Here is a 22,009-nt window from a genome sequence, read left to right on the forward strand (position 1 = left end):
GTCAGTTGTAGCGGCCGCTGGGGTCCGGTGTGAATACCCCGACCGGGCGGGCGAAGGTGAACCGCGCCGGGGTCAGTACCAGGGCTTCGGCGCCGATGGCAAAAGCATCGTGCGGCGGCGCGATTGCGGCAAAAGCCGTCAGCGGCGATACCGCGGCGAACAGCGCGGAACCGACCAGCGTCGCGATCAAGCCGACCGGCCGGGCAACGACGACGTCGACCAGAAAGGCGCCGGTCGGCGTCCGCTCCTCGGCGGCCAGCGGGGCAGCGGCCAGCAGTAATAGGCTCAGGGCAACGGCTTTGTGCATGGCGGAACTCCTGTGTTTCTAAATTTGTTGGCGGCCGGCTACCACATCAAGTCGTCCGGAATCTGGTATGCCGCGTACGGGTCGTCTTCGGCGGCAAGGTCTTGGCTGGCTTCGTTCAACACCACGACGCTGGCCGCATCGCGGATTTGAATCTTGCGCGCCACCTCGGCCGGAACGATTTCGTAGCGGTTTTCCAGTTTGGCGATGCCGGCGCGGCCGCTGCTCAACGCGTCGCGGACTTTTTCGGCGACGTACAGGGTTTTGACTTTATTGGCGTCTGTAAAGTTGTAAGCCACGCCGTTGGCGTCCTGGGCGATGCGATTCAGGTCGACGATTTGTTTGATTTGCGCCGCCAGGGCTTTCTGTTCTTCGGCCAGCTTGCGTTGCCGGTTCAATTCGCGGTCGCGTTCGGCTTGTTGTTGGCGCAATTGTTCCGCACTGAGTTTTACTTCGTCGACAGTCTCGACGCCGTTATTGCGCTCCAGTTTGGTCTGTTTGCGCTTTTCGGCCTTGACCTGTTTCAGCTTGGCGTCGTTGGACAGGCCGGATTTCAACAGTTGTTCTTGCAGCGACAAGGTTTGCGGTTTTTTCATGGCGAACGGGCGGAAATGGACTTAAAAAACGCCGGCAGCATAGCACAAAGCGCTTATTGGCCCAGCATCTTGCCGGTGGCGTACTGCCACCAACTCAGCGGCTTGGTCAACGGCCGTTCGCAGCGGTCGTAGCCCTGGTATTCGATGCCGCGGAAAATGTCGTCGCGCAGCCAGCGGTAGGCGGCCGGCGCACTCTGTTGCAGCCGCTCCGGAATCAAAATGTATTGCGCGACCAATTCGGCCAGTTTTTCCTGGGTATTGCCGTCGTAACGGCCCTGGTTGACCTCGCCCAGATATTCGAAGGCTTCGAACCATTTCGACGGCCACAGCGCCAATTGTGCTTCGGCGATGGTTTTCATGATGTCGGCGTCGTTGGAGATCTTGTGGTACTTGTAGAAAAAGTACAGGTCGTCTTCGCCGTTCCAGAAATGGAAATTGTCGATGGTATGCGCAATCTCGTGAACCACGATGGGCAGCCGGAAATCGACCAGATACTGCACGCCGATGTCGCGGTAACTGCCGCCTTCCTTGCCCTTGTCGAACGCTTTCACGGTAAACACGATCAGATTCTGGCCGCTGAACACCTGGGCCACGGTTTGCGAGCGGAAGCCGATACCGGGTACCAGAGTCAACGGATGGGTGTGGTCCTGCCAGATGCTGTTTTTGTAATCTTCCTGAAACGCGTCGCGGATCAGTTGTTGCATCGCTGTGGGTTTGTCGGCGATTTCCTGTTCCAGCTTGTCCACCGGTTTGGCTTTGCTGATGCTTTGCCGCAGAAAGGCCGGAATCTTGCGGATAGCTTTTTCGAAGATACGCAGATGGTCGGCGGAAAAGCGTTTCACCTCATAACGGTAATCGTCGCTGTGTTTGACCACGGTTTTAGTGTCGTAAAACAGGGCCAGCGCCCGCCAGGCGGCTTCGCGGTCGCCCCAGTATTTTTCCAGTACGCACAGCTCGCCGGCGGCGTTACCTGCGCAGTCTTCGCGGTAATCGGCCAAATCGTCCAGGTGGTCCTGATTTTTGTGGTCGGTCAACACCGCCACGGCTTGGCTGCGCAATCCGGGATGCTCGGTTTCGTAGAAACGGATGATGTCGGCCAGTGCGGCGGTCGGCGTATATTGCTGTTGGCTGGTGGCGCACAGCAATTCGGCGGTTTGCGACAGCGTAAAGAAGCGGTTTTGAAATAACGGCGCCGGCGTAGCGCCGGCGGTTGCGGCGTAACCGAGCAAAAGTCCCAGTCCGCCGCGGTGCAATAAGGTGGACGGCGCGGTCAAACGCTTATTTGTCCAGACCCATCGCATCCCACAGTTTTTGAATCGCGCCTTCGTCTTTGTAATTGCCTTGCGGGGCACCGTTCGGGTAATTCAGTTTAAAGACGCGTTCGGCATCTGTGGCCAGTTCGTCCATGCCCAATTGGCGGTAGCCGTCCTGCATGATTTGCAGCGCAAACGGCACCGCCGGCGTGCGCTGGTATTCCTTGACGATGTAATTGGCACGGTTGACGGCAGCGATGTAGGCTTTGCGCCGCATGTAGTAATCGGCGACGTGGACTTCGTACATCGCCATGTTGTTGCGCAACGCGACCATGCGCAGCTTGGCGTCTGCGGCGTATTCGCTGTTCGGATAGCGGCGGATCAGTTCCTGGAAGTTGTCGTAAGCGTCCTTGGCCGGGCCGGGATCGCGTTGCGAGGAGTCGGTCGGCAAAAAGCGGTCGATGAAGCCGATGCCGCGGTTGTAGTTGATCAAGCCTTTCAGATAATAGGCGTAATCGACTTTGGGGTTGCGCGGATGGATTTTGATGAAACGGTCGGCGGCAGCAATCGCGGCTTCCGGATCGTCGTTCTTATAGTAAGCGTAAGCGACGTTGAGTTGGGCTTGGGCGGCGTAGTCGCCGAACGGGTAGCGCGATTCCAGCGCTTCGTACAACGTCACCGCCTTCGAGTAGTTTTTGTTGTCCAACGCTTCCTTGGCTTTTTCATGGAACATTTTGTCGTCCCAGCCGGCGTATTCCTCTTCCTTCTCGCTGGCCGAACCCTTGCTGGAAAATGCTTCCAAGGTTTCGCAGGCAGGCAGCAGCACGATCAGGCCGGCGGCGAAAACGGTTTTTACTAAAACTAATCGCATACGTTTATCAACACGTTGTAATATTGCTGGTTTTTTGCGGCATTTGGCAGCATTTGGGCCGCGAGTATAACTTAAAAACGACTATGACGATATTGACGGCAAGGGTTCCCGAGGAACTGACGGGTATGCGGCTGGACCAGTGTTTGGCCGAGGTGTTCCCCGATTATTCGCGCAGCAAATTACAGACCTGGATCAAGGCCGGCCGGGTGTTGGTGGACGGCGAGGTCATGAAAGGCCGCGAGAAACTGGACGGCGGCGAGGAAATCGAGCTCGACGCCGAAGCCGAGCGGGTCATCGAATACGCCGCCCAGGAAATTCCGTTAGACATTAAATACGAAGACGCATCGCTGCTGATCGTCAACAAGCCGGCCGGTCTGGTTGTCCATCCGGCGGTCGGCAATTGGGACGGCACGCTGGTCAACGCCCTTTTAAACCATGCGCCGCAACTGGAAACCTTGCCGCGCGCCGGTATCGTGCATCGGATCGACAAGGACACCAGCGGCTTGCTGATGGTGGCCAAGACCCTACAAGCCCACAACAACCTGGTCGAGCAGTTGCAGGAACGCAGCATCCACCGCGAGTACCTGGCCTTGGTCAAAGGCTGGATGACTGCCGGCGGCACGGTCAACGCCCCGATCGGCCGCCATCCGGTGGACCGCAAACGCAACGCGGTGCGCCGCGACGGTAAGGAAGCGATCACCCATTATCGGCTGGAGCAGCGCTTCAAACGCCATACCTTGATTCGCTGCAAACTTGAAACCGGTCGCACCCACCAGATCCGGGTGCATATGGCCCACATCAATTATCCGCTGGTCGGCGATCCGGTCTACGGCGGCCGCTTTCAAATGCCGGCCGATTGCGGCCCGGCCCTGGCCGAGGCCTTGCGAAATTTTAAGCGGCAGGCCTTGCATGCCGCCAAGCTGGGACTGGAGCACCCGGAAACCGGCGACTATTGCGAATGGGAACAAGAGCTGCCGGAGGACATGGCCAATCTGATCAAGTTACTGGGCGAAAATGAACTGGATCAAGCCTGATTGGCCGCTGCCGAGCAATGTGCGGGCGGCAGTCACTTTGCGCAGCGGCGGTGTCAGCGTCGGCAGCTACGCCAGCCTGAATCCGGCCGGCCACGTCAACGACGACCCGCAGCACGTGCAACGCAATCGGCAAATCATCCGCGACATGCTGGATTTGCCGGCCGAACCGGTTTGGTTGCAACAGGTGCACGGCATCGATGCGGTCAAGGCCGACCGAGTGCTTGACCTACCAACCGCCGACGCCAGTTATACCGACCAAAGCGGAGTGGTCTGCGCCGTATTGACGGCCGATTGCCTGCCGGTGTTGTTTTGCGGCGACGGCGGCGACAAAATCGCCGCGGCGCATGCCGGCTGGCGCGGTTTGCAGGCCGGCGTGATTGCAGCGACCTTGCGGGCTATCGATTGCCGTGAGGTCTCGGTTTGGCTGGGTCCGGCGATAGGCCCGCAGCATTTCGAAGTCGGCGCCGAGGTACGCGAGGCCTTTTTGGCCGACGATGCCCGCCATGCAGCAGCGTTTAGCGCCCATGGCCCCGGCAAATGGCTGGCCGATATTTACCAATTGGCGCGCCGGCAACTGGCCGGGCTGGGTGTGGAGCGGGTGTTCGGGGGCGATTATTGCACCGTGGCCGATCCGGCGGGGTTTTACTCTTATCGCCGCGACGGCGCCGCCACCGGCCGCATGGCCAGTTTAATCTGGAGAGTTTCTTGAGCGTACTGCTGTATATCGTTTTGTTCACCGCATTGGGCGGGGTTTTGAGTGTACTGGCGGCGGCCGTGTTTTTGCTGCTGCCGGAAGCACAGCAAAAACACGTGTTGCCGCACGGCATCAGTTTTGCCATCGGCGCGTTGCTGACCGGGGCATTTTGCGGTTTGATCCCGCATGCCTTCGAGGAAGTACAGCCGCAACAACTATCGACGCTGTCGGCGACCATCCTGGCCGGGATTCTCGGCTTTTTCGTGTTGGAAAAGCTGCTGGTTTGGCGCCATTGCCATTCCAACGCTTGCGAGGCACACGGCGAGGATTCTCACGACGATCACCACCATGGCCACAGCCACGGCAGCGGCCACCGGCCGGCCGGCATGTTCATCATCCTCGGCGACGGTATTCATAATTTCGTCGACGGCGTGTTGATCGGCGCAGCGTTTCTGACCGACGTTCAGCTCGGCATCGTCACCAGTCTGGCAGTGGCAGCCCACGAAATCCCGCAGGAAGTCGGCGATTTCGCAATTCTGCTACACAGCGGCTACCGCCGCGGCGAGGCCCTGTTTTACAACATCCTGGCCAGTCTGACCACGGTGATCGGCGGTGTGCTGGCCTATTTCAGTCTCGGTGATTTGCACGATATCCTGCCTTATTTCCTGACGCTGGCGGCGTCGAGCTTTATCTATATCGCCGTGGCCGATCTGATTCCTTCGCTACACCAGAAAACCGACATGAAAACCTCGCTGCAGCAGATCGGTTTTATCCTGGCCGGCGTCGTTTTGATTTTGGTGATGCAGGGCATTGCCCACCGGTTCGAAGGCGTCGCTTAGTTGCCCTTAAACTGTCTTAGTTTAAGTCGAGACGGGGGGGCGAAACCGGTTCGCCAAATTCGACACCCTCGTAAATCTCCTCAACCGGCAATTCGAAACCGACCGATTCGAACCGGACCTGCTCGCCAGCCTGATAAAGCTGCAAATCCCATTGTTCGCTACGGCGGTAACATTCGACGCGTTGCGTGTCTTGGGCGACCAAGACGTATTCTTCCAAGCTTTCCAGCTTGCGATAATGGTGGAATTTTTCGGCGCGGTCGTAGCGTTCGGTAGCGTCGGACAAGACTTCGACGATCAGTTTCGGCCGGCTGTTGTAATGTTCGGCCGTATCCGCTGCCGAACAGGTCACGTGCAGGTCCGGGTAAAAAAAACAGTCGTCGCTCGCGGTTTGGACCCGGACTTTCATTTCTCCGGAATGCACTCGGCAAGGTGTGCCGCGTAAATGACCATGCAAAAAAGCAATCAGATTCGTCGCGACGGTATCGTGAGCGCGTTTAACACCAACCATCGCATAAACTTCGCCGTTGATATATTCGTGCTTGATGTCGCTGAGCAACTCGCCTTGCAGGTAGTCCGCGACGCTCAGGTGCAATTTTTCCGCTAAAGCCATAGCCGTTTCCGCTGGATTGGGTCGAGCGATTGTAACGGCTAACACCGGCCGACGGTAGTCCAGGCCCATCTGCAAGATGGCGGAGCGGCCGATAGCCGCTAAACTCTGTTTTTTCCGATTTCGGTGGATTCGATGCAGATAGCGGCCTTGTTAAGTATCGGCTTTTCTTTTGGGGCAGCCCTGTTGCTGGTCGCCGGCAACTTGTTGCAAAACCGCGAACCTTTAATTTGGCCTTCGCGGTGCGCCGGGTTTGTTTTGATTGCCGGTTTGGCTGCGATTCAGACGGGGCATTTGGCCTGGCTGATTCAGGCATATGACGCTCTGCATTCCGCCGGTTATCGGCTGGCGTTGTACCTGGTCGCCCCCGGTTTTTACTTCTTCAGCAGGCATTTATTAACGGCCGACGTGCGCTACCGTTGGCGGGACCTGCTGCATGCCGCGCCGCTGCCGCTCAGTTGCGCGTTGCCGCAAACGTTGGCGATTCCGGGCGCATTTCTGCTCGGTAGCGCGTATTTGATCTGGCTGGCACATGCCGTGTACCGCTTGCGGGCGCAACGCCAGACGTTCTGCATTCCGCGGTTTATTGGGTGGCGCTTTATCTGGTCGCTCCCAGTTTTTACTTCTTCAGCCGGCATCTGCTGAAGGCCGACGTGCAATACCGCTGGCGAGATCTGTTGCACGCCGCGCCGCTACCGCTCTGCCCCTTATTGCCGCAACCGCTCGCGATGCCCGGCGCATTTCTGCTCGGCAGCGCGTATTTGATCTGGCTGGCACATGCCGTATACCGCTTGCGGGCGCAACGCCAGCGGTTTCGGTTGGAACTGGTCGCGCTCGGCACCTTGTTCGCGATTGCCGTCGCCGTACTGCTGCTGGGGTTCGTCTGGCCGTTACTGGCTGAGGCCGATTTCATTCAAGCCTATAGCCTACTGATCGGGCTGGCCTTTTTTGCCGTGGCGCTGACCTTGCTGCGCTTCCCGGCTATTACCGCCGATGTGGCGGAGGCTGCGCAAGCCTCGTACGCCGAATCCACCTTAAAAAACGTGGATAAGCCGAAAAAATTGGCCGAGCTGGAGCGTTTGATGCGGCAGGACAAACTCTACCGGCTGGATACCTTGAATCTGGCCTTGCTGGCCGAGCAATTGGCACTAAGCCAACACCAGTTGTCGGAACTGATCAATACCGAATTTCGCCAGGGTTTTTCCCGCTATATCCGCGAACAGCGCATCGAAGACGCGAAGAAACTGCTCGTCACCGAACCGGAGGCGTCGGTATTATCGATTGGCCTGACGGTGGGTTTCAGCACCCAATCCAACTTCTACGCTGCATTTCGGGAAATTGTCGGCATCGCGCCGGGGCAGTACCGTAAGCTCCACGCAACACCGCCTTCCTAAATCCAGCCGCCACTCCGTTTTTATCATTTTGTAATGCTATAACTCGTTGTAATTAATCGTTTTAATTTTGACGCGGAATTTTTTATTCCTGCCCTATCAATCCGGAAGTTGCGGCGGTTGGCACGGCCTAAGCTGAGCCCGCCCTGTAACTTTTGGAGCAAAACGATGAATTTTTCAACGATATATTTACTTTTCCCCCGTGCGCTGCCGGCCTGTCCGCCTGTGCTCGAAGCGATTGACGGGAGGCGGCCATGAACGTCCTGTTAACCGGCGCGACCGGATTTATCGGCCGGGCGATTGTGCTGGCGTTATTGGACCGGGGGCATCGCGTCACCGTGTGCTGCCGGCGGCCGCAGCGTTTGCGGCTACAAAGTCCGCTAATAACGCCGCTGGCGCTGGACTTTGCCGAGGCGAGCGAGATCGAAACCTGGTTACCGCACCTGCACGGCATCGATGCCATCGTCAATTGCGTCGGCATCATCGCCCCCAGCCCGGGCCAAAGCTTTCGCCAATTGCATAGCCTGAGCCCGATTGCATTATTCCGGGCCGGCACCTTGGCCGGGGTCGGTAAGATCGTGCAAATATCGGCGTTGGGTGCCGACGGCGCCGCCGAATCGGCCTACCACTTGAGCAAGAAAGCCGCCGACGACGCGTTGCGCGAACTGCCTGTGGAATGGTTCGTGTTGCAACCGTCGCTGGTTTACGGTCGCGGCGGGCGCAGCCACGCCTTATTCCAGGTTTTGGCGGCCCTGCCGGTGCATCCGTTACCGGACGGCGGAGCGCCGATGCTGCAACCGATTCAGGTCGACGATGTCGCTGCCGCGGTCTGCCGCTGCCTGCAAACCGGCTGCGCCGGACGGCGAACGATCGCGTTGGTCGGTCTGGAGCCGATCAGTTATGCCGATTGGCTGCAAGGCCTGCGAGCTCGGCTCGGTAAAGCGCCGGCCAAACCCTGGTATCTATCGCCGGCGGTCGCCAGCGTCAGCGCCGCATTGGGCGGAATCTTGGGCGAACCGATCTTGAACCGGGCCAATCTGGCGATGTTGCAGCGCGGTAGCACTGCCGATCCGGCGCCGCTGACCGCACTGCTGGGCAGGCCGCCGCGAAACGCAAAGCGGATGTTCGCCGAAGATGCGACGCAGGCCGAGCGCTGGCAGGCCGGCTTGTACTTGCTGCGGCCGTTGTTGGGCTGGACCATTGCCTTTGTCTGGCTGTGGAGCGGCGTCACTTCTCTGCTGTTTTATCCGCACGAAGCCAACTATGCCTTACTGGCTGCTACCGGCATTACCGGCTCCGCAGCGCCGCCGACGCTTTACGGGCTGGCGGCGTTGGACATCGCCGTGGGCTTGGCGACCTTGGCGCGGATACGCTTGCCCGCACTGCTGCTTGGCCAGTTTGCCATCGTGCTGGCCTATAGCCTGGTGGTGGCGTGGCGGCTGCCGGAATTCGTAGTTCACCCGTTCGGGCCGTTATTGAAAAATCTACCGTTTTTAATGTGTTTGCTGGTTTACCGGGTATTGGAAGGAGAACGGCCATGACCTATCTGACCTTGAAATTGATTCACATCCTCAGCGCAATCGTATTGTTCGGCCTGGGTTCCGGCACGGTGTTCTACAAAGTGATGGCCGACAAAAGCGGCGACCACGCGGCCATTGCCGCCACCAGCAAGCACGTGGTGCTGGCGGATTGGTGGTTCACGACGCCGACAGTAATCATTCAGCCGCTGACCGGCGTGTTGCTGGCCGAGCAGTTATCGGCGTCGTTCGGCGACGGTTGGTTGTGGTGGACCTTGCTGCTGTATTTGCTGACCGGACTGTGCTGGCTGCCGGTTGTGGTATTGCAGATCCGAATGCGCGATATCGCCGCCGATTCGCTGGCCCAAGGCCGGCCGTTGCCGTCGATCTACCACTATTACGCCAAAATTTGGTTATGGCTGGGAGTGCCGGCGTTTTTCGGCATGATCGGCATTACCACTCTGATGGTGTTTCACAATTCGCTTTGGAGTTAAACCATGACCAAAATACTGATGCAACAGGTGTTAGGTAACGATTGGCAACAATTGCCGGAAGCGATTCAACGCCATTACCGGCTCGGCGACGGCGAGGAAAGCCGCTTGGCCGGCACGATGCAGATCGACTATCCGGCCTACCTGTTTCCGTTAATCTGGCTGATCCATCTGTTCGGCGGCTTATTGCTGTGGCGGGCACCGGCAGCGTATGCCGAAGTGGACAAAACCGCCGACGCCGCCGGACTGATCTGGCGGCGCAGGCTGGATTACCCGGACGGCCGCAGCGACTGCTTCAATTCGCGGATGGCGTACGTCGCCGACCGCGAACTGGCCGAATACATCGGCTTCGGGTTCGTGCTGCGCTTGCGGGTTTCGGTCGAAAACGGCGATTTGCTTTACCGTAGCCTGGGCCACTTCTGGCAATGCGGCAGTTGGGTCGTGCCGATCCCGGATTGGTTGTTATTGGGATCGACGACGATCAGGGAGTGTGCGCTCGCCGCGGACCGGTTTTATCTGGATTTCGAAATTCGCCACCCGTGGTGGGGTTTGAGTTACCAGTATCGGGGCGAGTTTGCCTACCGCTGATCCGCCGCCGGTTGGCCGCGGACGGCGTTGAAGGGCGCCTACGCCGACGGAAACAAATGGTGCCCTTCCCAACTGCGGTGGGCCAGGTGCATGTCCATCAAACCTTTATGTTCCAGGCGTTGCAGGCAGTCCAGGATGACTGCCGACAGATCGGAAAACTCGGTCAGAATCGGCGTCAGTTCGGCGATAGTGCCGCCGTTGTTGACGGTATCGATCAGTTCGCTGCCCAGATTGTGAAATTTTTTGTGCGGTAATTCGATCTCGTCGAAATCCTGGCAGCCGACGAATTGGCGGCCGGCACCGTAATACCATTTGCCCAGGCGGCAACTTCTGTAATCCAACGGCAGTTGGTAGTGGTTGCGCTCGCCGGATTGGCCGGGGTTGGTGGCGATGCGCACCACGTCGCTAACCAGCTTTTTCCGCCATTGAATGTGGTCGACGATGGCCATGTGGATCAGCCCTATCGGCAGGCCGGACCAACGTAAATCTTGCTGGATAAAGTAAATAAAATCGCTCAGCGGCAGCGGCCGGCTCAGCCAATAGCCCTGGACTTTGGTGCAGCCCGATTCCAGCAGCATTTGGTACTGCAGATCGGATTCGACGCCTTCGGCGACGATACCGATATCCAATTCGTGAGCCATCCGGATCGACGATTCGGCTATGGTCTGGTTCTTGGGATTGTCCAACATGCGGCCGACGATGCTACGGTCCAGTTTGATCGTGGTAAACGGCCATTGGCTCAAGGTTTCCAGCGTCGAATAACCGGTGCCGTAATCGTCCATCGCCAGACCGACGCCGGCATCGCACAGGGTTTGTATGTTTTTTCTGACGTCCGGATCGGCGTTCAATACCGTGGTTTCGGTGATTTCGATTTGCAGGTTCTTGGTCGGGATACACAATTGCTCCAAGGTTTCCAGCACCATGGTGCAGAACCGGCCGTCGGCGAAATCCTGGGCGGAAGCGTTGACCGAGGTCACCAAGCGGCTGTCGATGTCGCTGAAAATCAGTAAATCCCGTGCCAGTTTGGCAAACATCCGGTAACTGATTTGTTTAATCAGGCCGGTTTGCTCGGCGAGCGGAATGAAATCGTTGGGTAGGACGGTTTGGCCGTCGGGCCGCTGCCAGGGGATCAGCGCTTCGGCGCCGATCACTTTGCCGGTGATCAGCGAGACTTTCGGTTGGTAGTAGTAAACGAATTCGCCGGCGTCCAGCCCGGCCAGTATGGTTTGTTCAGTGATTGCGGAATCGGTCATGTAGCGCTATGTAAAATCCCAGGTAGTTTGTAGGCGATATTAAGCCTGAAACAGCGCCGTTAGCAAAAGTAACGCCTTGATTTAGCTGGATTGCCCGCAATTTTTCAGATGAGTGAGCGCATAGGTGGCTGTTGCACGCAGCACTGGCGTTAGCGGCTCGGCGCCGCTACTTTTTGCCAGGGCCAAAACAGCGTCGATTTTTTTCGACGTGTTGAAGCCGATAAGCAGTCGGGATTAACGGTCGAGCGATGCCCGGTTTGTTTCTCGTCCCCTCTTTTTAGACTCAGGCCGGCTGGTGCATTCCCGGTATGGCGGCGTAAGGTCTGATCTCCAAACATCCGGCCGCTGCGCGGGCCGGTGTCTCGGCTTCGCCCGTTCAGTTCGAACCGGACGCGGCATCCAGAATTTCCACCGACACTTGCGCCAAGCCGTTGACGCCGATGCGTTTGGCGGCGCCGCGCGACAAGTCGATCAGACGGGCATCGACGAACGGGCCGCGGTCGTTGACCGTGACGTCGATATGGCGGCCGTTTGCCAGATTGGTGACCCGGACTTTGGAGGGTATCGGCAGGGTTTTATGTGCGGCGGTCAGGCCGTTGGGTTTGAAACGGTTGCCGTTAGCGGTGCGGCCGCCGGATTCGGCGCCGTACCAGGACGCCAGTCCGACTTCCCGGTAACCTTCCCGGCTTAGTAGCGGAAAATAGGTTTTGCCTTTCACCGTATAAGGCTGGTTATAAACCGCTTGGTCGCGGTAAGACGGTACTTGCGCCTGCGAATCCGAAGGCGGCAGCGGCGGCTCGGAGGCGCATCCGGCCAATAACAATATCGAACTCAGTATCCTCAGGTGCGGCAATTTTTTCGAAGCCATGTCGTAATCTAAGTGGTTGAACATAGTCGGTCCTTTTCCAACGGACTGGGGGGCATGGTCCGTTGCCAAACTTAACGGTTCATTAAATCCGCCGTGGCTGCGGCAGGCCCGGCAGCGGCATTTCCGCGGCCAAACGCCCGGCCCGTCAAAATCGGCCAGCCTAGATGCGATTGGTTATAATGCCGCGAGTCAGGGAATTCAAAACAATGCAGGGACGGCGCTTTCAATGCTCGGCCAAGGCCGGCATCACTCGAGGGGGAACAGCATGGCGGAAAAACACAAGATATTGATCGTCGGCGGCGGCGCGGCCGGCCTGGAATTGGCGACCGAGCTGGGGCAAAAACTCGGTAAAGCCGGTAAGGCGGAAATCACGTTGTTGGACGCCGCCTCGACCCACATCTGGAAGCCGCTTTTGCACGAAGTGGCGTCCGGCACGCTGGCCGAAGCCGAAGAGATCGAATATCTGTCGCAAGCCCACCGCAACCATTTCCGTTTCCTGTTCGGCAAAATGGAAGGCTTGGACCGCGCCAACAAGGAAGTCGTCGTCGCGCCGATCACCAACAAACAAGGCGCCGAATTGATACCGCAGCGCCGCTTCAAATACGACACGCTGGTGATGGCGGTCGGCAGCGTCAGCAATACTTTCGGCATCAAAGGCGTCGATAAATACTGCCGCTTCATCGATACCACCAAGGAAGCCTTCCGCTTCCAGAAGCAATTGGTAGAAACCTATTACCTGCAATCCTACGCCAACCAAAACCAACAGCGCGACAAGCCGCTGTCCATCGTCATCGTCGGCGCCGGCGCCACCGGGGTGGAACTGTCGGCCGAATTGCACGAAGTGACCAAATTGCTGGCCACCTACGGTCTGGAAGGCTCTATCGGCGTCAACATCACGATCATCGAAGCCGCGACCCAATTGCTGCCGGCATTGCCGGCCAAGCTGTCGCAAGCGACGATGGAGCAATTGGTCAAATTGGGCATCAGCCTGAAACTGGGCCGGCGCGTGACCGAGGTCACCGAAACCGCGGTGCATACCCACGACGGCGAAGTGTTCGATGCAGATCTGAAAGTCTGGGCGGCCGGCATCAAAGCGCCGGACTGGATGAAGAACCTGGACGGCCTGGAAACCAATCACATCAACCAGTTGATCGTCGACCAAACCTTGCACACCAGCGATCCGGATATCTTCGCGATCGGCGATTGCGCTGCTTGCGAATGGGTCGGCCACGGTGGCAACGTGCCGCCGCGCGCCCAATCCGCCCATCAAATGGCATCGGCCGTCGCCAAGAGCATCGTCAACCGCCTGAAAGGCAAGCCGGGCGTTAAATTCGTTTACCGCGACTATGGTTCGCTGGTGTCGCTGGGCAAATTCAGCACGGTCGGTTCGTTGATGGGCAGTTTGATGGGTACCGTCAGCGTCGGCGGCTTCATCGCCTACATGGTGTATTTGTCGTTGTACAAAATGCACCAAGTGGCGATCCACGGCTACTTCCGCACCGCGATGTTGACCTTGTCGAACCTGTTCCGGCGCAGTACCCACGCCAAAATGAAAATGCACTAACCCACAACTCCACCGAGCGATACCCATGTTAGAAATCGAATACGAATTCCGCGAAGAAGACCTGGTCCACTTTAATGAGGAAAGGCTGAAAAAAGACCCGGAAATGCAGAAAAAGCTCCGCCAAAACCGCATCTTCGCCCCCGGTGTGATGATGGCTATTGCCTTGTTTTATTACGTGTACTACGTGGACATGAAAACCACGGCCTACATCACCATCCTGGCGCTGGCCTGGTCGTTTGCTTCGCCGTTCATCATGAAGATGGATTTGCGCCGGCAGTTTTTCAACAAATATACCGAGGCGGAAAAAAAGGCTTTATTCGGTATCCATTGGCTGAGCATCGAGCCGGAATTTTTGCAGGAACGCGCCCCCGGCGGTAAAAGCAAAACCCCGTGGAAAGACATGTTGCGGGTGGAGAAGCACAAAGATTACGTCTACATCTATGTAGATATCGATGCGGCGATTGTGATTCCTCGGGCTACGGTCAAGAAAGGCGATTTGAAGGCGTTTGCTAAGCAGGCTGAGGGGATGATTGAGCGGGCGGGTTGATGATTCTATTCTGTATGTCTAGCGTATGTGGAAGATATACGGAAACAACATAATTCATTGTTATTCCCAGAATGCGCGACCATCTCAACACCTTGAGAAATGAAGCGGAGTCAAGCCTGCGGGCGTTGTATGCGCTTCGTCAGTTTAGAACCCTGCTGACCGATCACAAGTCAGTAAACGCACTCAATAAGAACATCCATTTCTGGAAAATCTTCGAATCGGCCCTGACAACAAAATTGTTTATTGGCCTTCGTAGGCTATACGATTCGAGCGGAGACACATTCACAGTGCAGTCATTTATCAAAGATTGCATTGATCACCTGGACCAGTTTTCCTCGGCAGCGCTGCGAAAGCGCAAGATCGAAGGAAGCGCTAATGCGCACGAATGGATCGATGGGTTCATGGAGGATGTCCACGAGCCGACTGCGGAGGATTTCAAGAGCCTCGCTAGGCTCGTCAAAAGTAGCAGCAAGCGAATGAAGGGGCTTTATACAGATATTGCATCAAAGGTGTATGCGCATGCAATTCATACCGATGCTCACGAGATTTTCAAGCTCTCTCAAGGTGCGAATTTTGACGAAATAGAAAGTGCTCTTACATCGATCTGGCACGTCTACCAGCAAGTCTGGCAGATGTACGAGAACGGTCGGGCACCAGAAATGAACACTGGAAAGTACCCCTACATCGAAGAGGTCGTGGATTCGATTAATCGACAGGTACTAGTAAGTGAGGCATAACCAGTCTCTCAAGCGGTCGCTCCTAACGTCGCGCCTCATAGCTTTGCGTTAGCCGGGTAGGGTGGGCACGTTTTTTGTGCCCACGCGGTTAATAGGCTTTCGTGTTTGGTGCCGCTAACGCGACGGCTGGTTTTAATGTCGGGTCTCGGCCCGACAGCCGAGATACTTTTCTTTGTTTGGCCAAAGAAAAGTATCCAAAAGAAAAGCCACCCGAATGCCGCTTATTCCCTGCGCTCCGAAGCTTTTGAACGGGGTTGCCGAAAAGGGGCTTCCTGCCCCTTCGGCAACGCGCCGCATCCATGCGGCGCCCCTAACGGGCTGATCCGTTCAAAAGCTCCGGTGCTCGGCGCGGCATACGGGAACAAAACCATCCCGATTTCACGGTAGTCCGTAGATTAGCGAAGCGTAATCGGACGCAAGACTCACATCATTCCCCCGATTACGCTTCGCTAATCGGGGCTACGACAGGAGAGAAGGCGCTGATATGAGCCCAACCGTTTTTAAAGAGGCCGGTTTTCGCTTTTATTTCTTCTCGCGGGAAGAACCCAGAATGCATGTGCACGTGCAAGCACAAAACGGTGAAGCTAAATTCTGGCTGGAGCCGACTATCACGTTGGCGCAACACACTGGATTGTCGCAAAATGACCTTAACAAAGCCCTCCGGCTGGTACAGGAGCATGAAAATGAAATTCGCGACGCTTGGTACAGACACTTCGGCCGTTGAAGTGACCAATATTTCGCAACACGGATTTTGGTTGTTGCTGGAAGACGAAGAGCTTTTCCTGCCGTTCGCCGAGTTTCCGTGGTTTCGGGATGCCAGTGTAGGCAAAATTCTGCGTGTCGAACGCCCTTCCGCCAACCATCTTTACTGGCCGGATTTGGATATTGATCTGGCTGTTGAATCGATTCGGCAACCGAATCGGTTTCCGCTGGTCAGCTCCGTAGGTACGATTAGCGAAGCGTAATCTTGCGCAAGACCCGCATCATTCCCCCGATTACGCTTCGCTAATCGGGGCTACGATACTTGTTATACCCCTTTTATGGAAAGATGTAGGCCGGAATAAGCGTAAGCGTTTCCGGCGACTGAGCTAAATTGCCGGAAACTCCTATCGGCTTATCCCGTATATAGACCCCTCCCGTTATGCAAGCGGAACACTTCTGTTGGTAAAAGGTACGACTGCACACGCATATCCGGCCTTTGCTTGAGCTTGATAGGCTCTGGCCATAATGGGCTATTCGCGCGCGGGTGCCTTATCGCCCTAACGTGCTCTTAGGCACAGCGGAATAATCAGGTTTCACCAGCGCCGGTTCGTCCGGTTGCCATCAGAGTGTTGCTTCGCAATCGAATGGATTGCTCTTCTATCTCAATCGGCTTTTGACTATCAGGCACAAGCAGATTCCCAACCGGCCTGTCTCGGTCCGGTTGGTAGTCGATGTTCTCGCTTAATAAGAACCAGGCAATTCGGGCGTGTTTATTGGCTAAGGCCACGGCGGCGATGTTTTTGCTGCGTCGCTCGCTGAGGGTTTGCAGCCAGCGGCTGCGCGGATCGTCTTTTTGTCCGGCGACTTTCAGGAGGACCCGCGCTCCGTGGATCAACAAGGTCCGCAAATAGGCATCGCCGCGCTGACTGATACCCAACAGCCTTTCCTTACCGCCGCGGCTATGCTGTCTCGGCGTCAATCCCAGCCAAGCCGCCATGTCCTGCACTCGCTTGAATTGCTTGCCGCAACTAGAGGATTGTTGCCCTCTACCAGCAACCCCGGCAGCGCTTTGCGCAAGGTTTCCAGTCGCTGGCCGACGACGATGCCGTATTCGGCCAACAAGCCACGAATTTGAATGGCTTTTCGGTATGCTTACGCTCAATTGGCTACGTATCCGAGCGTGGCCTGCTGGCCTTGCTGGGCCACGCTCTTGATCGTCACCAAACGCATCGTCGGCCACGAGACCGCTTCGCATATCGCTTCCGCATCGTTGGCGTCATTTTTGTTCGCCTTGACATAGGGTTTGGCGACCTGCGGTGCGATCAATTTGACAGTAGGCCCCAGCTTTTACCTTTCTCGCCCCAATAGTGAGCACTGCTGCAGGCTTCCAGACCAATCAAACACGCCGGCAAATCCCGAAAATACGCCAGCATTTGCTCGCGTTTGAGCTTTTTCTTCGGCACCGGTTGTTGATGGCTATCGACCTATCAGGTAATCACGTCCGGTTCGGTTCTACCGGTACGTTTTTTGACCTCACAAAGTTGTTCGGCAATATCGATCAATTCGGCCAATGCCGCTTGGGCATCCTGGTCGTGTTTGCGGATGTCGCGCTCGTAACGTTCCAGGTAAATACGCAAGGTGGCGCCGACGGTGCCGGTGCCGGACAGGCGGAACACGATACGCGAACCGTTGACAAAGCCGATTCTGATACCTTGGCGGCTGCTGACGCTGCCGTCGACCGGGTCGGTGTAGCTGAATTCGTCGGCGTATTTCACTTCGTAATCGCCCCAACTCTTACCGGGCAGCGTGTCGAGTTGGCCGCGCAAGTGGTCGACGATGCCATTGGCGATTTCGGAGTCGACGGCTTCGTAGTCGTGGCGGCAATAGATGTCGCGGCCGTAGGTTTGCCAATGTTCGCGAACGATGTCTTCCACCGATTCGCGTTTGCGGGCGATCAGGTTCAGCCAAAACAATACCGCCCACAATCCGTCTTTTTCGCGTACATGGTTAGAGCCGGAGCCGAAACTCTCTTCGCCGCACAAGGTGATTTTGTCGGCATCGAGCAAGTTGCCGAAGAACTTCCAGCCCGTCGGGGTTTCGTAGCAAGGCAGGCTGAGTTTGTCGGCAACGCGGTCTACCGCCTGGCTGGTCGGCATCGAACGGGCCACGCCGCTGATGCCTTTGGCATAAGCCGGGATCAATTTAGCGTTGGCGGCCATGATCGCCAAACTGTCGCTGGGGGTAACGAAGATATTGGCGCCCATGATCATATTGCGGTCGCCGTCGCCGTCGGACGCGGCGCCGAAGGTCAGCGGATTGGGGCCGAACATGATTTCTGCCAATTCGTGGGCATGTACCAGATTCGGGTCGGGATGGCCGCCGCCGAAGTCTTCCAGCGGTACCGCATTGAACACCGAACCGGGCGCAGCGCCGAGCACGTCTTCCAAGATGTGTTTGGCATAGGGGCCGGTAATCGCGTGCATCGCATCGAATTTCAGCGTGATGAAGCCGTTCTGGATGCTTTGTTTCAGTAGATCGAAATCGAAGATCCGCGCCATCAATTCCGCATAGTCGGCCACCGGATCGATGATGCGGATTTTGACGCCGCCTTTTTCGACCTCGCCGACCGCATCCAAATCGACATCGCCGAAGCGGGCTTTTTTGTAGCCGGTAATGGTTTTGGTGTTCTCGTAAAGCTTGTCGGTGAACTTTTCCGGGGCCGGTCCGCCGTTACCGACATTATATTTGATGCCGAAATCTTCCTCCGGCCCGCCCGGATTGTGACTCGCCGATAGAACAATGCCTCCGAAGGCGTTGTATTTCCTAATAATATTTGACGCAGCAGGTGTAGACAACAAACCGCCTTGGCCTATAATAAGTTCACCGAAACCGTTCGCGGCCGCCATCTTGATGATGATTTGAATGGCTTTCCGGTTGTAGTAACGGCCGTCGCCGCCAATCACCAAAGTTTGGCCTTGGTAACCTTCCAGGCTGTCGAAGATGGATTGGACGAAATTTTCCAAATATTTGGGCTGCTGGAAGACCTTGACCTTCTTGCGCAAGCCCGATGTGCCTGGCTTTTGATCGTCGTAGGGAGTGGTTTTGGTGATTGTTGTTGTCATATGCTACCCTTTGTAATACCACGGTTCGAAAGGGTTAAAGTACACCAAAATTTTGATTATTTACAGATTGCCATGTTAAAGAAAAAGTTACTAGGCGCTTTGATTGTACTGGGAAGTTCCGCGTCCGTTAACGCTTTCGCAACGGATGATGTGTGGCTGCTAGTCGATACTCAGAAGCAAAATATGGAAATACGCAAAGGGGAGAAAACCGTTGCCGTTCTCGAAAACATAGCCATAGGCCGTAACGGCGCCGGCGAGAAAAGCCACCGCGGCGACGACGTCACGCCGCTCGGCAATTACCGTATCGGCTGGATCAACGACAAGAGCGCGTTTCGTAAATTTTTCGGCCTGACTTACCCCAACGTCGAACATGCCGACCACGCCCTAAAGCAAGGCAAGATCGACCTCGATACCTACGAGGCTATCGCCAGGGCCCACTCCTATGGGCAAGTACCGCCGCAAAATACCGACCTGGGCGGGCAAATCGGCATTCATGGTTTGGGCAGCGGCAGTCTGTCCATCCACAGATCCATGAATTGGACACACGGATGTATCGCATTGACCAACGATCAAATCGACCAGTTAAGCCAATGGGTAGAAAAAGGGACACTCGTAACCGTGAAATAATGTTGGTAAAATCCAAAAAAATGTTGGACAATTGCCACCGTTTTTCATTCTTTATTTTTTGAAACCACAATCAAGGGGAAATAAACCATGATGAGAGCTATTAAATTATCAGCAGTTGTTGCCGTTGCAGCTTTGGCTACCGGTTGCGCAAGCACTTCTGACCTGGAAGCTTTGGATGCACGCGTTGGCACTTTGGAAGGCAAAGTAGCTACCGCATCTGCTGACGCTGCTTCTGCAAAAGCTGCTGCTGCTGAAGCTGCTGCAAAAGCTGCCGCTGCCGAAGCTGCTGCTAACCGCGCTGCTCAATATGCTCAAGACACCAACAGCAAATTGGACCGCATGTTCAAAAAATCACAACACAAATAAGCTTTAAGCTGTTGTTGATTTAAAAAGCCCGTGAGCCGAAAGGCCACGGGCTTTTTTATTGTCGCTAGTTTGGTGCGACTTGGCTTTGCACGACCGGCGGAGTTGGTGCCGGACGCTCGTAGATCGCGGTCGGTATACCGGTAGACTTTTCGATCGCCGCCTTCAACACCGATCCTTTGATGACCGGCATCTTGCCGCCGTTGGCTTGCTCGATCAAGTCTAATGCCGCATGCAAACGCTGCTCGAATGTAGCCGGCGTTTCTTCCATATCCGGATAGGCCTCAAGATACAAAGTATCGCGATACCAACCGACCTTAATCGGCTGGTTGACGATATTGACCTGAGTACCGACTTTGACCATCGGGAAAAACTGCTCGATGTCAGCCGGATACATCCGAATGCAACCATGGCTGACGCGCATGCCAACACCGTTAGTTTTGTTGGTACTGTGGATCAGATAGCCGGGTATACCCAATTTAAATGCGAATAAACCCAACGGATTGTCCGGCCCCGGCGGATAATAAGGCTCCAGCACGTCGCCTTCGGCCAAATGCTCGGCAATGATGGACGGGGGCGGGGTCCAGGACGGGTTTTCGGTTTTGCCGGCGATATGGGTTTTACCCAGCGGCGTCTTCCAATTGTCTTCCCGGCCGATACCGATGGCATAGGTAACCACTTTGCTGGAATCTGGATAATAATAAATCCGCATCTCCGGCAAATTAATGACGATGCCTTGGCGCGGCGCATTCGGCAAAATGAAACTGCTGGGAATCCGCACCTGGGTGCCTTCGCGCGGCAACCAGCGGTCGACATAAGGATTGGCCAACACGATTTGATCCTGCCCAAGCCTGAAATTGACCGCAATATCGATCAGCGTGTCTTCCTGCTTGGCGGATACGTACTTGACCTCGTGCGGCGGATTGCCTATCAGGCTCTCGCCGGGCCGATCCGGCGCCGGCAAGGTCAATGCCGAGACACTGCCGCTTACAGCCAACAACAGGCCGGTTAATAAACGAATTTTCATCAGATAGCGCCCTCGGCGTTAAACAACTCAAGCAGACGCGGTAAAAACTGTGCAAGTTCCGCAGTCATAATGGAAAAATCGGCGTCGAATTGCTCGGTTTCGTCGAACGCTTCGATATCGGCCGCCTGATCCTGAATCAAATCCAGAAACTTCAAGCGTTTGACGGCAAGATTTTCGTCCAGCACGAACGACAACCGCTCGGCCCAACTCATCGCTAATTTGATCACTTGCTTTCCGCTATCCAAGTGATTTTTGATCTCCGGCAAAGCCAAGTCGTGCCGCTTGCAGCGAATAATGGCGCCTTCCTCTTCCGGAGAACGCAACTCGCACTCGTCTTCGATCAGAATATCCTTGGGCGAGGCATTGTCGGTCAACCATTGCGTCATCACGCCGGCAGGCTTTGCCGTGGCCGTCATCGGCACGACCGGCAAAGAGCCCAAACATTTGCGTAGCTGGCTCAGCAAATCCTCGGCTTTTTTTGCCGACGCCGCATCGACCACCAGCCATCCGCCCTGACTGTCGATGTAGGCGTAGGTTTTTTTGGAAAACGAGAAGGCCCGCGGCAACAGTTCGAAGATCAATTCGTCCTTGAGCCGATTGCGTTCCTTTGCCGGTAATTTACGGGCCTCCCGTTCTTCGATTTCGCTGATGCGTTCTTGTAGCATTTCGTTGACCACGGAACCCGGAACGACTTTTTCCTCTTTTTTGCCGCAGAGCATGAAAAAGCCATTATTCGCGTGCACCAGGGCATCGGCCGCCCTGCCCAACGGCGGGGTCCAGCCGAAACTGAATTCGTCGTGGCTACCGCAAGCGCGGAACGGCTGTTGCTGCAACTTTTGCTCCAGCTCCTCGGCTTTCAGCTCGAACGGTTCGGTGAAACGGTAGACGGCCAAATTTTTAAACCACATGAAATCGCTCTTTTTTCAAAACCGGCAATTATCGCAAATTTGTTCCGCCGCTTGCACCTGTGAAGACTTAAAAAGCCGAAGGAAATCGCCGTTTCGGCCCCAGAAT

25 protein-coding genes and 1 pseudogene are annotated in these 22,009 nt (G+C 56.2%); 15 read left to right on the forward strand and 11 right to left on the reverse strand.

Going from position 1 to position 22,009, the window contains the following annotated elements; genetic code table 11:
* Window position 1 precedes the first annotated feature (1 nt).
* The 4 genes from VXJ35_RS21830 to VXJ35_RS21845 are packed head-to-tail and all read right to left on the reverse strand — an operon-like array spanning window position 2 to window position 3,024.
* Complete coding sequence (locus VXJ35_RS21830) at window positions 2-307, reverse strand: hypothetical protein (RefSeq protein ID WP_054760735.1); 306 nt, start codon at window positions 305-307, stop codon at window positions 2-4.
* A gap of 38 nt (window positions 308-345) precedes the next feature.
* Window positions 346-900 (reverse strand): DUF2058 domain-containing protein, encoded by a 555-nt coding sequence (locus VXJ35_RS21835; RefSeq protein WP_064023169.1) that lies wholly within the window; start codon window positions 898-900, stop codon window positions 346-348.
* Between the two features lie 53 nt (window positions 901-953).
* Window positions 954-2,174 (reverse strand): hypothetical protein, encoded by a 1,221-nt coding sequence (locus VXJ35_RS21840; RefSeq protein WP_231914807.1) that lies wholly within the window; start codon window positions 2,172-2,174, stop codon window positions 954-956.
* A gap of 4 nt (window positions 2,175-2,178) precedes the next feature.
* Window positions 2,179-3,024, reverse strand: coding sequence for an outer membrane protein assembly factor BamD (locus tag VXJ35_RS21845; protein ID WP_064023171.1), 846 nt, complete (start codon window positions 3,022-3,024; stop codon window positions 2,179-2,181).
* Between the two features lie 83 nt (window positions 3,025-3,107).
* Here VXJ35_RS21845 and rluD point away from each other — a divergent pair, with 83 nt between their 5' ends.
* Genes rluD through VXJ35_RS21860 form a run of 3 tightly spaced genes read left to right on the forward strand, consistent with a single transcriptional unit; the run spans window position 3,108 to window position 5,591 of the window.
* On the forward strand, window positions 3,108-4,058 hold the full coding sequence (gene rluD, locus VXJ35_RS21850) for a 23S rRNA pseudouridine(1911/1915/1917) synthase RluD (RefSeq protein WP_064023648.1): 951 nt from the start codon (window positions 3,108-3,110) through the stop codon (window positions 4,056-4,058).
* A complete protein-coding gene (gene pgeF / locus VXJ35_RS21855) occupies window positions 4,039-4,767 on the forward strand; it encodes a peptidoglycan editing factor PgeF (RefSeq protein WP_064023172.1) in 729 nt (242 codons plus the stop codon). The genes rluD and pgeF overlap by 20 nt, the downstream gene beginning before the upstream one ends.
* A complete protein-coding gene (locus tag VXJ35_RS21860) occupies window positions 4,764-5,591 on the forward strand; it encodes a ZIP family metal transporter (protein ID WP_064023173.1) in 828 nt (275 codons plus the stop codon). Before pgeF ends, VXJ35_RS21860 begins: the two co-directional genes overlap by 4 nt.
* Window positions 5,592-5,607: 16 nt before the next feature.
* On the opposite strand, the gene VXJ35_RS21865 is transcribed toward VXJ35_RS21860, so the two are convergent.
* Complete coding sequence (locus VXJ35_RS21865; RefSeq protein WP_064023174.1) at window positions 5,608-6,201, reverse strand: Uma2 family endonuclease; 594 nt, start codon at window positions 6,199-6,201, stop codon at window positions 5,608-5,610.
* Between the two features lie 132 nt (window positions 6,202-6,333).
* Here VXJ35_RS21865 and VXJ35_RS21870 point away from each other — a divergent pair, with 132 nt between their 5' ends.
* The 5 genes from VXJ35_RS21870 to VXJ35_RS21890 all read left to right on the forward strand — a co-directional run bounded on the left by VXJ35_RS21870 (window position 6,334) and on the right by VXJ35_RS21890 (window position 10,185).
* Window positions 6,334-6,843: a hypothetical protein gene (locus tag VXJ35_RS21870; RefSeq protein ID WP_064023175.1), complete on the forward strand. Its 510-nt coding sequence runs from the start codon at window positions 6,334-6,336 to the stop codon at window positions 6,841-6,843.
* Complete coding sequence (locus VXJ35_RS21875; RefSeq protein WP_231914808.1) at window positions 6,789-7,592, forward strand: helix-turn-helix domain-containing protein; 804 nt, start codon at window positions 6,789-6,791, stop codon at window positions 7,590-7,592. The genes VXJ35_RS21870 and VXJ35_RS21875 overlap by 55 nt, the downstream gene beginning before the upstream one ends.
* A gap of 251 nt (window positions 7,593-7,843) precedes the next feature.
* Window positions 7,844-9,130, forward strand: coding sequence for an SDR family oxidoreductase (locus tag VXJ35_RS21880; RefSeq protein ID WP_064023176.1), 1,287 nt, complete (start codon window positions 7,844-7,846; stop codon window positions 9,128-9,130).
* The gene (locus VXJ35_RS21885) at window positions 9,127-9,600 is read left to right on the forward strand and encodes a DUF2269 domain-containing protein (RefSeq protein WP_064023177.1); all 474 of its coding nucleotides are present in this window, start codon (window positions 9,127-9,129) and stop codon (window positions 9,598-9,600) included. The genes VXJ35_RS21880 and VXJ35_RS21885 overlap by 4 nt, the downstream gene beginning before the upstream one ends.
* Before the next feature lie 3 nt (window positions 9,601-9,603).
* On the forward strand, window positions 9,604-10,185 hold the full coding sequence (locus VXJ35_RS21890) for a DUF4166 domain-containing protein (RefSeq protein WP_064023178.1): 582 nt from the start codon (window positions 9,604-9,606) through the stop codon (window positions 10,183-10,185).
* Between the two features lie 38 nt (window positions 10,186-10,223).
* Here the strand turns inward: VXJ35_RS21890 and VXJ35_RS21895 are convergent, their stop codons facing one another.
* Both VXJ35_RS21895 and VXJ35_RS21900 read right to left on the reverse strand, forming a co-directional pair.
* On the reverse strand, window positions 10,224-11,438 hold the full coding sequence (locus tag VXJ35_RS21895; RefSeq protein WP_064023179.1) for an EAL domain-containing protein: 1,215 nt from the start codon (window positions 11,436-11,438) through the stop codon (window positions 10,224-10,226).
* Window positions 11,439-11,814: 376 nt separating this feature from the next.
* Complete coding sequence (locus VXJ35_RS21900) at window positions 11,815-12,330, reverse strand: septal ring lytic transglycosylase RlpA family protein (protein ID WP_064023180.1); 516 nt, start codon at window positions 12,328-12,330, stop codon at window positions 11,815-11,817.
* A 241-nt stretch (window positions 12,331-12,571) separates the two neighbouring features.
* Here VXJ35_RS21900 and VXJ35_RS21905 point away from each other — a divergent pair, with 241 nt between their 5' ends.
* The 5 genes from VXJ35_RS21905 (at window position 12,572) to VXJ35_RS21925 (ending at window position 16,119) form a co-directional block, all read left to right on the forward strand.
* Window positions 12,572-13,870: an NAD(P)/FAD-dependent oxidoreductase gene (locus VXJ35_RS21905; RefSeq protein ID WP_064023181.1), complete on the forward strand. Its 1,299-nt coding sequence runs from the start codon at window positions 12,572-12,574 to the stop codon at window positions 13,868-13,870.
* A 25-nt stretch (window positions 13,871-13,895) separates the two neighbouring features.
* The gene (locus VXJ35_RS21910) at window positions 13,896-14,417 is read left to right on the forward strand and encodes a YcxB family protein (protein WP_064023182.1); all 522 of its coding nucleotides are present in this window, start codon (window positions 13,896-13,898) and stop codon (window positions 14,415-14,417) included.
* A gap of 71 nt (window positions 14,418-14,488) precedes the next feature.
* Complete coding sequence (locus VXJ35_RS21915; RefSeq protein WP_064023183.1) at window positions 14,489-15,154, forward strand: hypothetical protein; 666 nt, start codon at window positions 14,489-14,491, stop codon at window positions 15,152-15,154.
* Between the two features lie 484 nt (window positions 15,155-15,638).
* The gene (locus VXJ35_RS21920) at window positions 15,639-15,878 is read left to right on the forward strand and encodes a DUF4160 domain-containing protein (protein ID WP_082881042.1); all 240 of its coding nucleotides are present in this window, start codon (window positions 15,639-15,641) and stop codon (window positions 15,876-15,878) included.
* Window positions 15,838-16,119 carry a DUF2442 domain-containing protein gene (locus VXJ35_RS21925; RefSeq protein ID WP_064023649.1) on the forward strand — a complete coding sequence of 94 codons (282 nt, stop codon included), beginning with the start codon at window positions 15,838-15,840 and terminating at the stop codon, window positions 16,117-16,119. Before VXJ35_RS21920 ends, VXJ35_RS21925 begins: the two co-directional genes overlap by 41 nt.
* 455 nt (window positions 16,120-16,574) lie before the next feature.
* On the opposite strand, the pseudogene VXJ35_RS21930 reads toward VXJ35_RS21925, so the two are convergent.
* Window positions 16,575-17,340: pseudogene (locus VXJ35_RS21930) on the reverse strand (transposase); the annotation flags it as partial.
* Window positions 17,341-17,343: 3 nt separating this feature from the next.
* Entirely contained in the window at window positions 17,344-18,978 is a 1,635-nt protein-coding gene (locus VXJ35_RS21935; RefSeq protein WP_064023186.1) for an alpha-D-glucose phosphate-specific phosphoglucomutase, read from the reverse strand.
* A gap of 72 nt (window positions 18,979-19,050) precedes the next feature.
* Here VXJ35_RS21935 and VXJ35_RS21940 point away from each other — a divergent pair, with 72 nt between their 5' ends.
* Entirely contained in the window at window positions 19,051-19,605 is a 555-nt protein-coding gene (locus VXJ35_RS21940) for a murein L,D-transpeptidase family protein (RefSeq protein ID WP_064023187.1), read from the forward strand.
* An 87-nt stretch (window positions 19,606-19,692) separates the two neighbouring features.
* On the forward strand, window positions 19,693-19,971 hold the full coding sequence (locus VXJ35_RS21945; RefSeq protein WP_082409752.1) for an Lpp/OprI family alanine-zipper lipoprotein: 279 nt from the start codon (window positions 19,693-19,695) through the stop codon (window positions 19,969-19,971).
* A gap of 64 nt (window positions 19,972-20,035) precedes the next feature.
* Here the strand turns inward: VXJ35_RS21945 and VXJ35_RS21950 are convergent, their stop codons facing one another.
* Both VXJ35_RS21950 and rdgC read right to left on the reverse strand, forming a co-directional pair.
* Window positions 20,036-20,995 (reverse strand): L,D-transpeptidase family protein, encoded by a 960-nt coding sequence (locus tag VXJ35_RS21950; protein WP_054760708.1) that lies wholly within the window; start codon window positions 20,993-20,995, stop codon window positions 20,036-20,038.
* Window positions 20,995-21,903, reverse strand: a complete 909-nt coding sequence (gene rdgC / locus VXJ35_RS21955; protein WP_064023189.1) for a recombination-associated protein RdgC — start codon at window positions 21,901-21,903, stop codon at window positions 20,995-20,997. The genes VXJ35_RS21950 and rdgC overlap by 1 nt, the downstream gene beginning before the upstream one ends.
* Between the last annotated feature and the right edge of the window lie 106 nt (window positions 21,904-22,009).

It is taken from the genome of Methylomonas sp. DH-1, from assembly GCF_046097555.1.
Classification (GTDB): domain Bacteria; phylum Pseudomonadota; class Gammaproteobacteria; order Methylococcales; family Methylomonadaceae; genus Methylomonas; species Methylomonas koyamae.

Excerpts from the sequence above, each read along its gene's own strand:
- VXJ35_RS21830 (WP_054760735.1), bottom strand. The coding sequence starts at position 307 with ATGCACAAAGCCGTTGCCCTGAGCCTATTACTGCTGGCCGCTGCCCCG.
- VXJ35_RS21835 (WP_064023169.1), bottom strand. The coding sequence starts at position 900 with ATGAAAAAACCGCAAACCTTGTCGCTGCAAGAACAACTGTTGAAATCC.
- VXJ35_RS21845 (WP_064023171.1), bottom strand. The coding sequence starts at position 3,024 with ATGCGATTAGTTTTAGTAAAAACCGTTTTCGCCGCCGGCCTGATCGTG.
- rluD (WP_064023648.1), top strand. The coding sequence starts at position 3,108 with ATGACGATATTGACGGCAAGGGTTCCCGAGGAACTGACGGGTATGCGG.
- pgeF (WP_064023172.1), top strand. The coding sequence starts at position 4,039 with ATGAACTGGATCAAGCCTGATTGGCCGCTGCCGAGCAATGTGCGGGCG.
- VXJ35_RS21865 (WP_064023174.1), bottom strand. The coding sequence starts at position 6,201 with ATGGCTTTAGCGGAAAAATTGCACCTGAGCGTCGCGGACTACCTGCAA.
- VXJ35_RS21870 (WP_064023175.1), top strand. The coding sequence starts at position 6,334 with ATGCAGATAGCGGCCTTGTTAAGTATCGGCTTTTCTTTTGGGGCAGCC.
- VXJ35_RS21880 (WP_064023176.1), top strand. The coding sequence starts at position 7,844 with ATGAACGTCCTGTTAACCGGCGCGACCGGATTTATCGGCCGGGCGATT.
- VXJ35_RS21885 (WP_064023177.1), top strand. The coding sequence starts at position 9,127 with ATGACCTATCTGACCTTGAAATTGATTCACATCCTCAGCGCAATCGTA.
- VXJ35_RS21890 (WP_064023178.1), top strand. The coding sequence starts at position 9,604 with ATGACCAAAATACTGATGCAACAGGTGTTAGGTAACGATTGGCAACAA.
- VXJ35_RS21895 (WP_064023179.1), bottom strand. The coding sequence starts at position 11,438 with ATGACCGATTCCGCAATCACTGAACAAACCATACTGGCCGGGCTGGAC.
- VXJ35_RS21900 (WP_064023180.1), bottom strand. The coding sequence starts at position 12,330 with ATGTTCAACCACTTAGATTACGACATGGCTTCGAAAAAATTGCCGCAC.
- VXJ35_RS21905 (WP_064023181.1), top strand. The coding sequence starts at position 12,572 with ATGGCGGAAAAACACAAGATATTGATCGTCGGCGGCGGCGCGGCCGGC.
- VXJ35_RS21910 (WP_064023182.1), top strand. The coding sequence starts at position 13,896 with ATGTTAGAAATCGAATACGAATTCCGCGAAGAAGACCTGGTCCACTTT.
- VXJ35_RS21915 (WP_064023183.1), top strand. The coding sequence starts at position 14,489 with ATGCGCGACCATCTCAACACCTTGAGAAATGAAGCGGAGTCAAGCCTG.
- VXJ35_RS21920 (WP_082881042.1), top strand. The coding sequence starts at position 15,639 with ATGAGCCCAACCGTTTTTAAAGAGGCCGGTTTTCGCTTTTATTTCTTC.
- VXJ35_RS21925 (WP_064023649.1), top strand. The coding sequence starts at position 15,838 with ATGAAATTCGCGACGCTTGGTACAGACACTTCGGCCGTTGAAGTGACC.
- VXJ35_RS21935 (WP_064023186.1), bottom strand. The coding sequence starts at position 18,978 with ATGACAACAACAATCACCAAAACCACTCCCTACGACGATCAAAAGCCA.
- VXJ35_RS21940 (WP_064023187.1), top strand. The coding sequence starts at position 19,051 with ATGTTAAAGAAAAAGTTACTAGGCGCTTTGATTGTACTGGGAAGTTCC.
- VXJ35_RS21945 (WP_082409752.1), top strand. The coding sequence starts at position 19,693 with ATGATGAGAGCTATTAAATTATCAGCAGTTGTTGCCGTTGCAGCTTTG.
- VXJ35_RS21950 (WP_054760708.1), bottom strand. The coding sequence starts at position 20,995 with ATGAAAATTCGTTTATTAACCGGCCTGTTGTTGGCTGTAAGCGGCAGT.
- rdgC (WP_064023189.1), bottom strand. The coding sequence starts at position 21,903 with ATGTGGTTTAAAAATTTGGCCGTCTACCGTTTCACCGAACCGTTCGAG.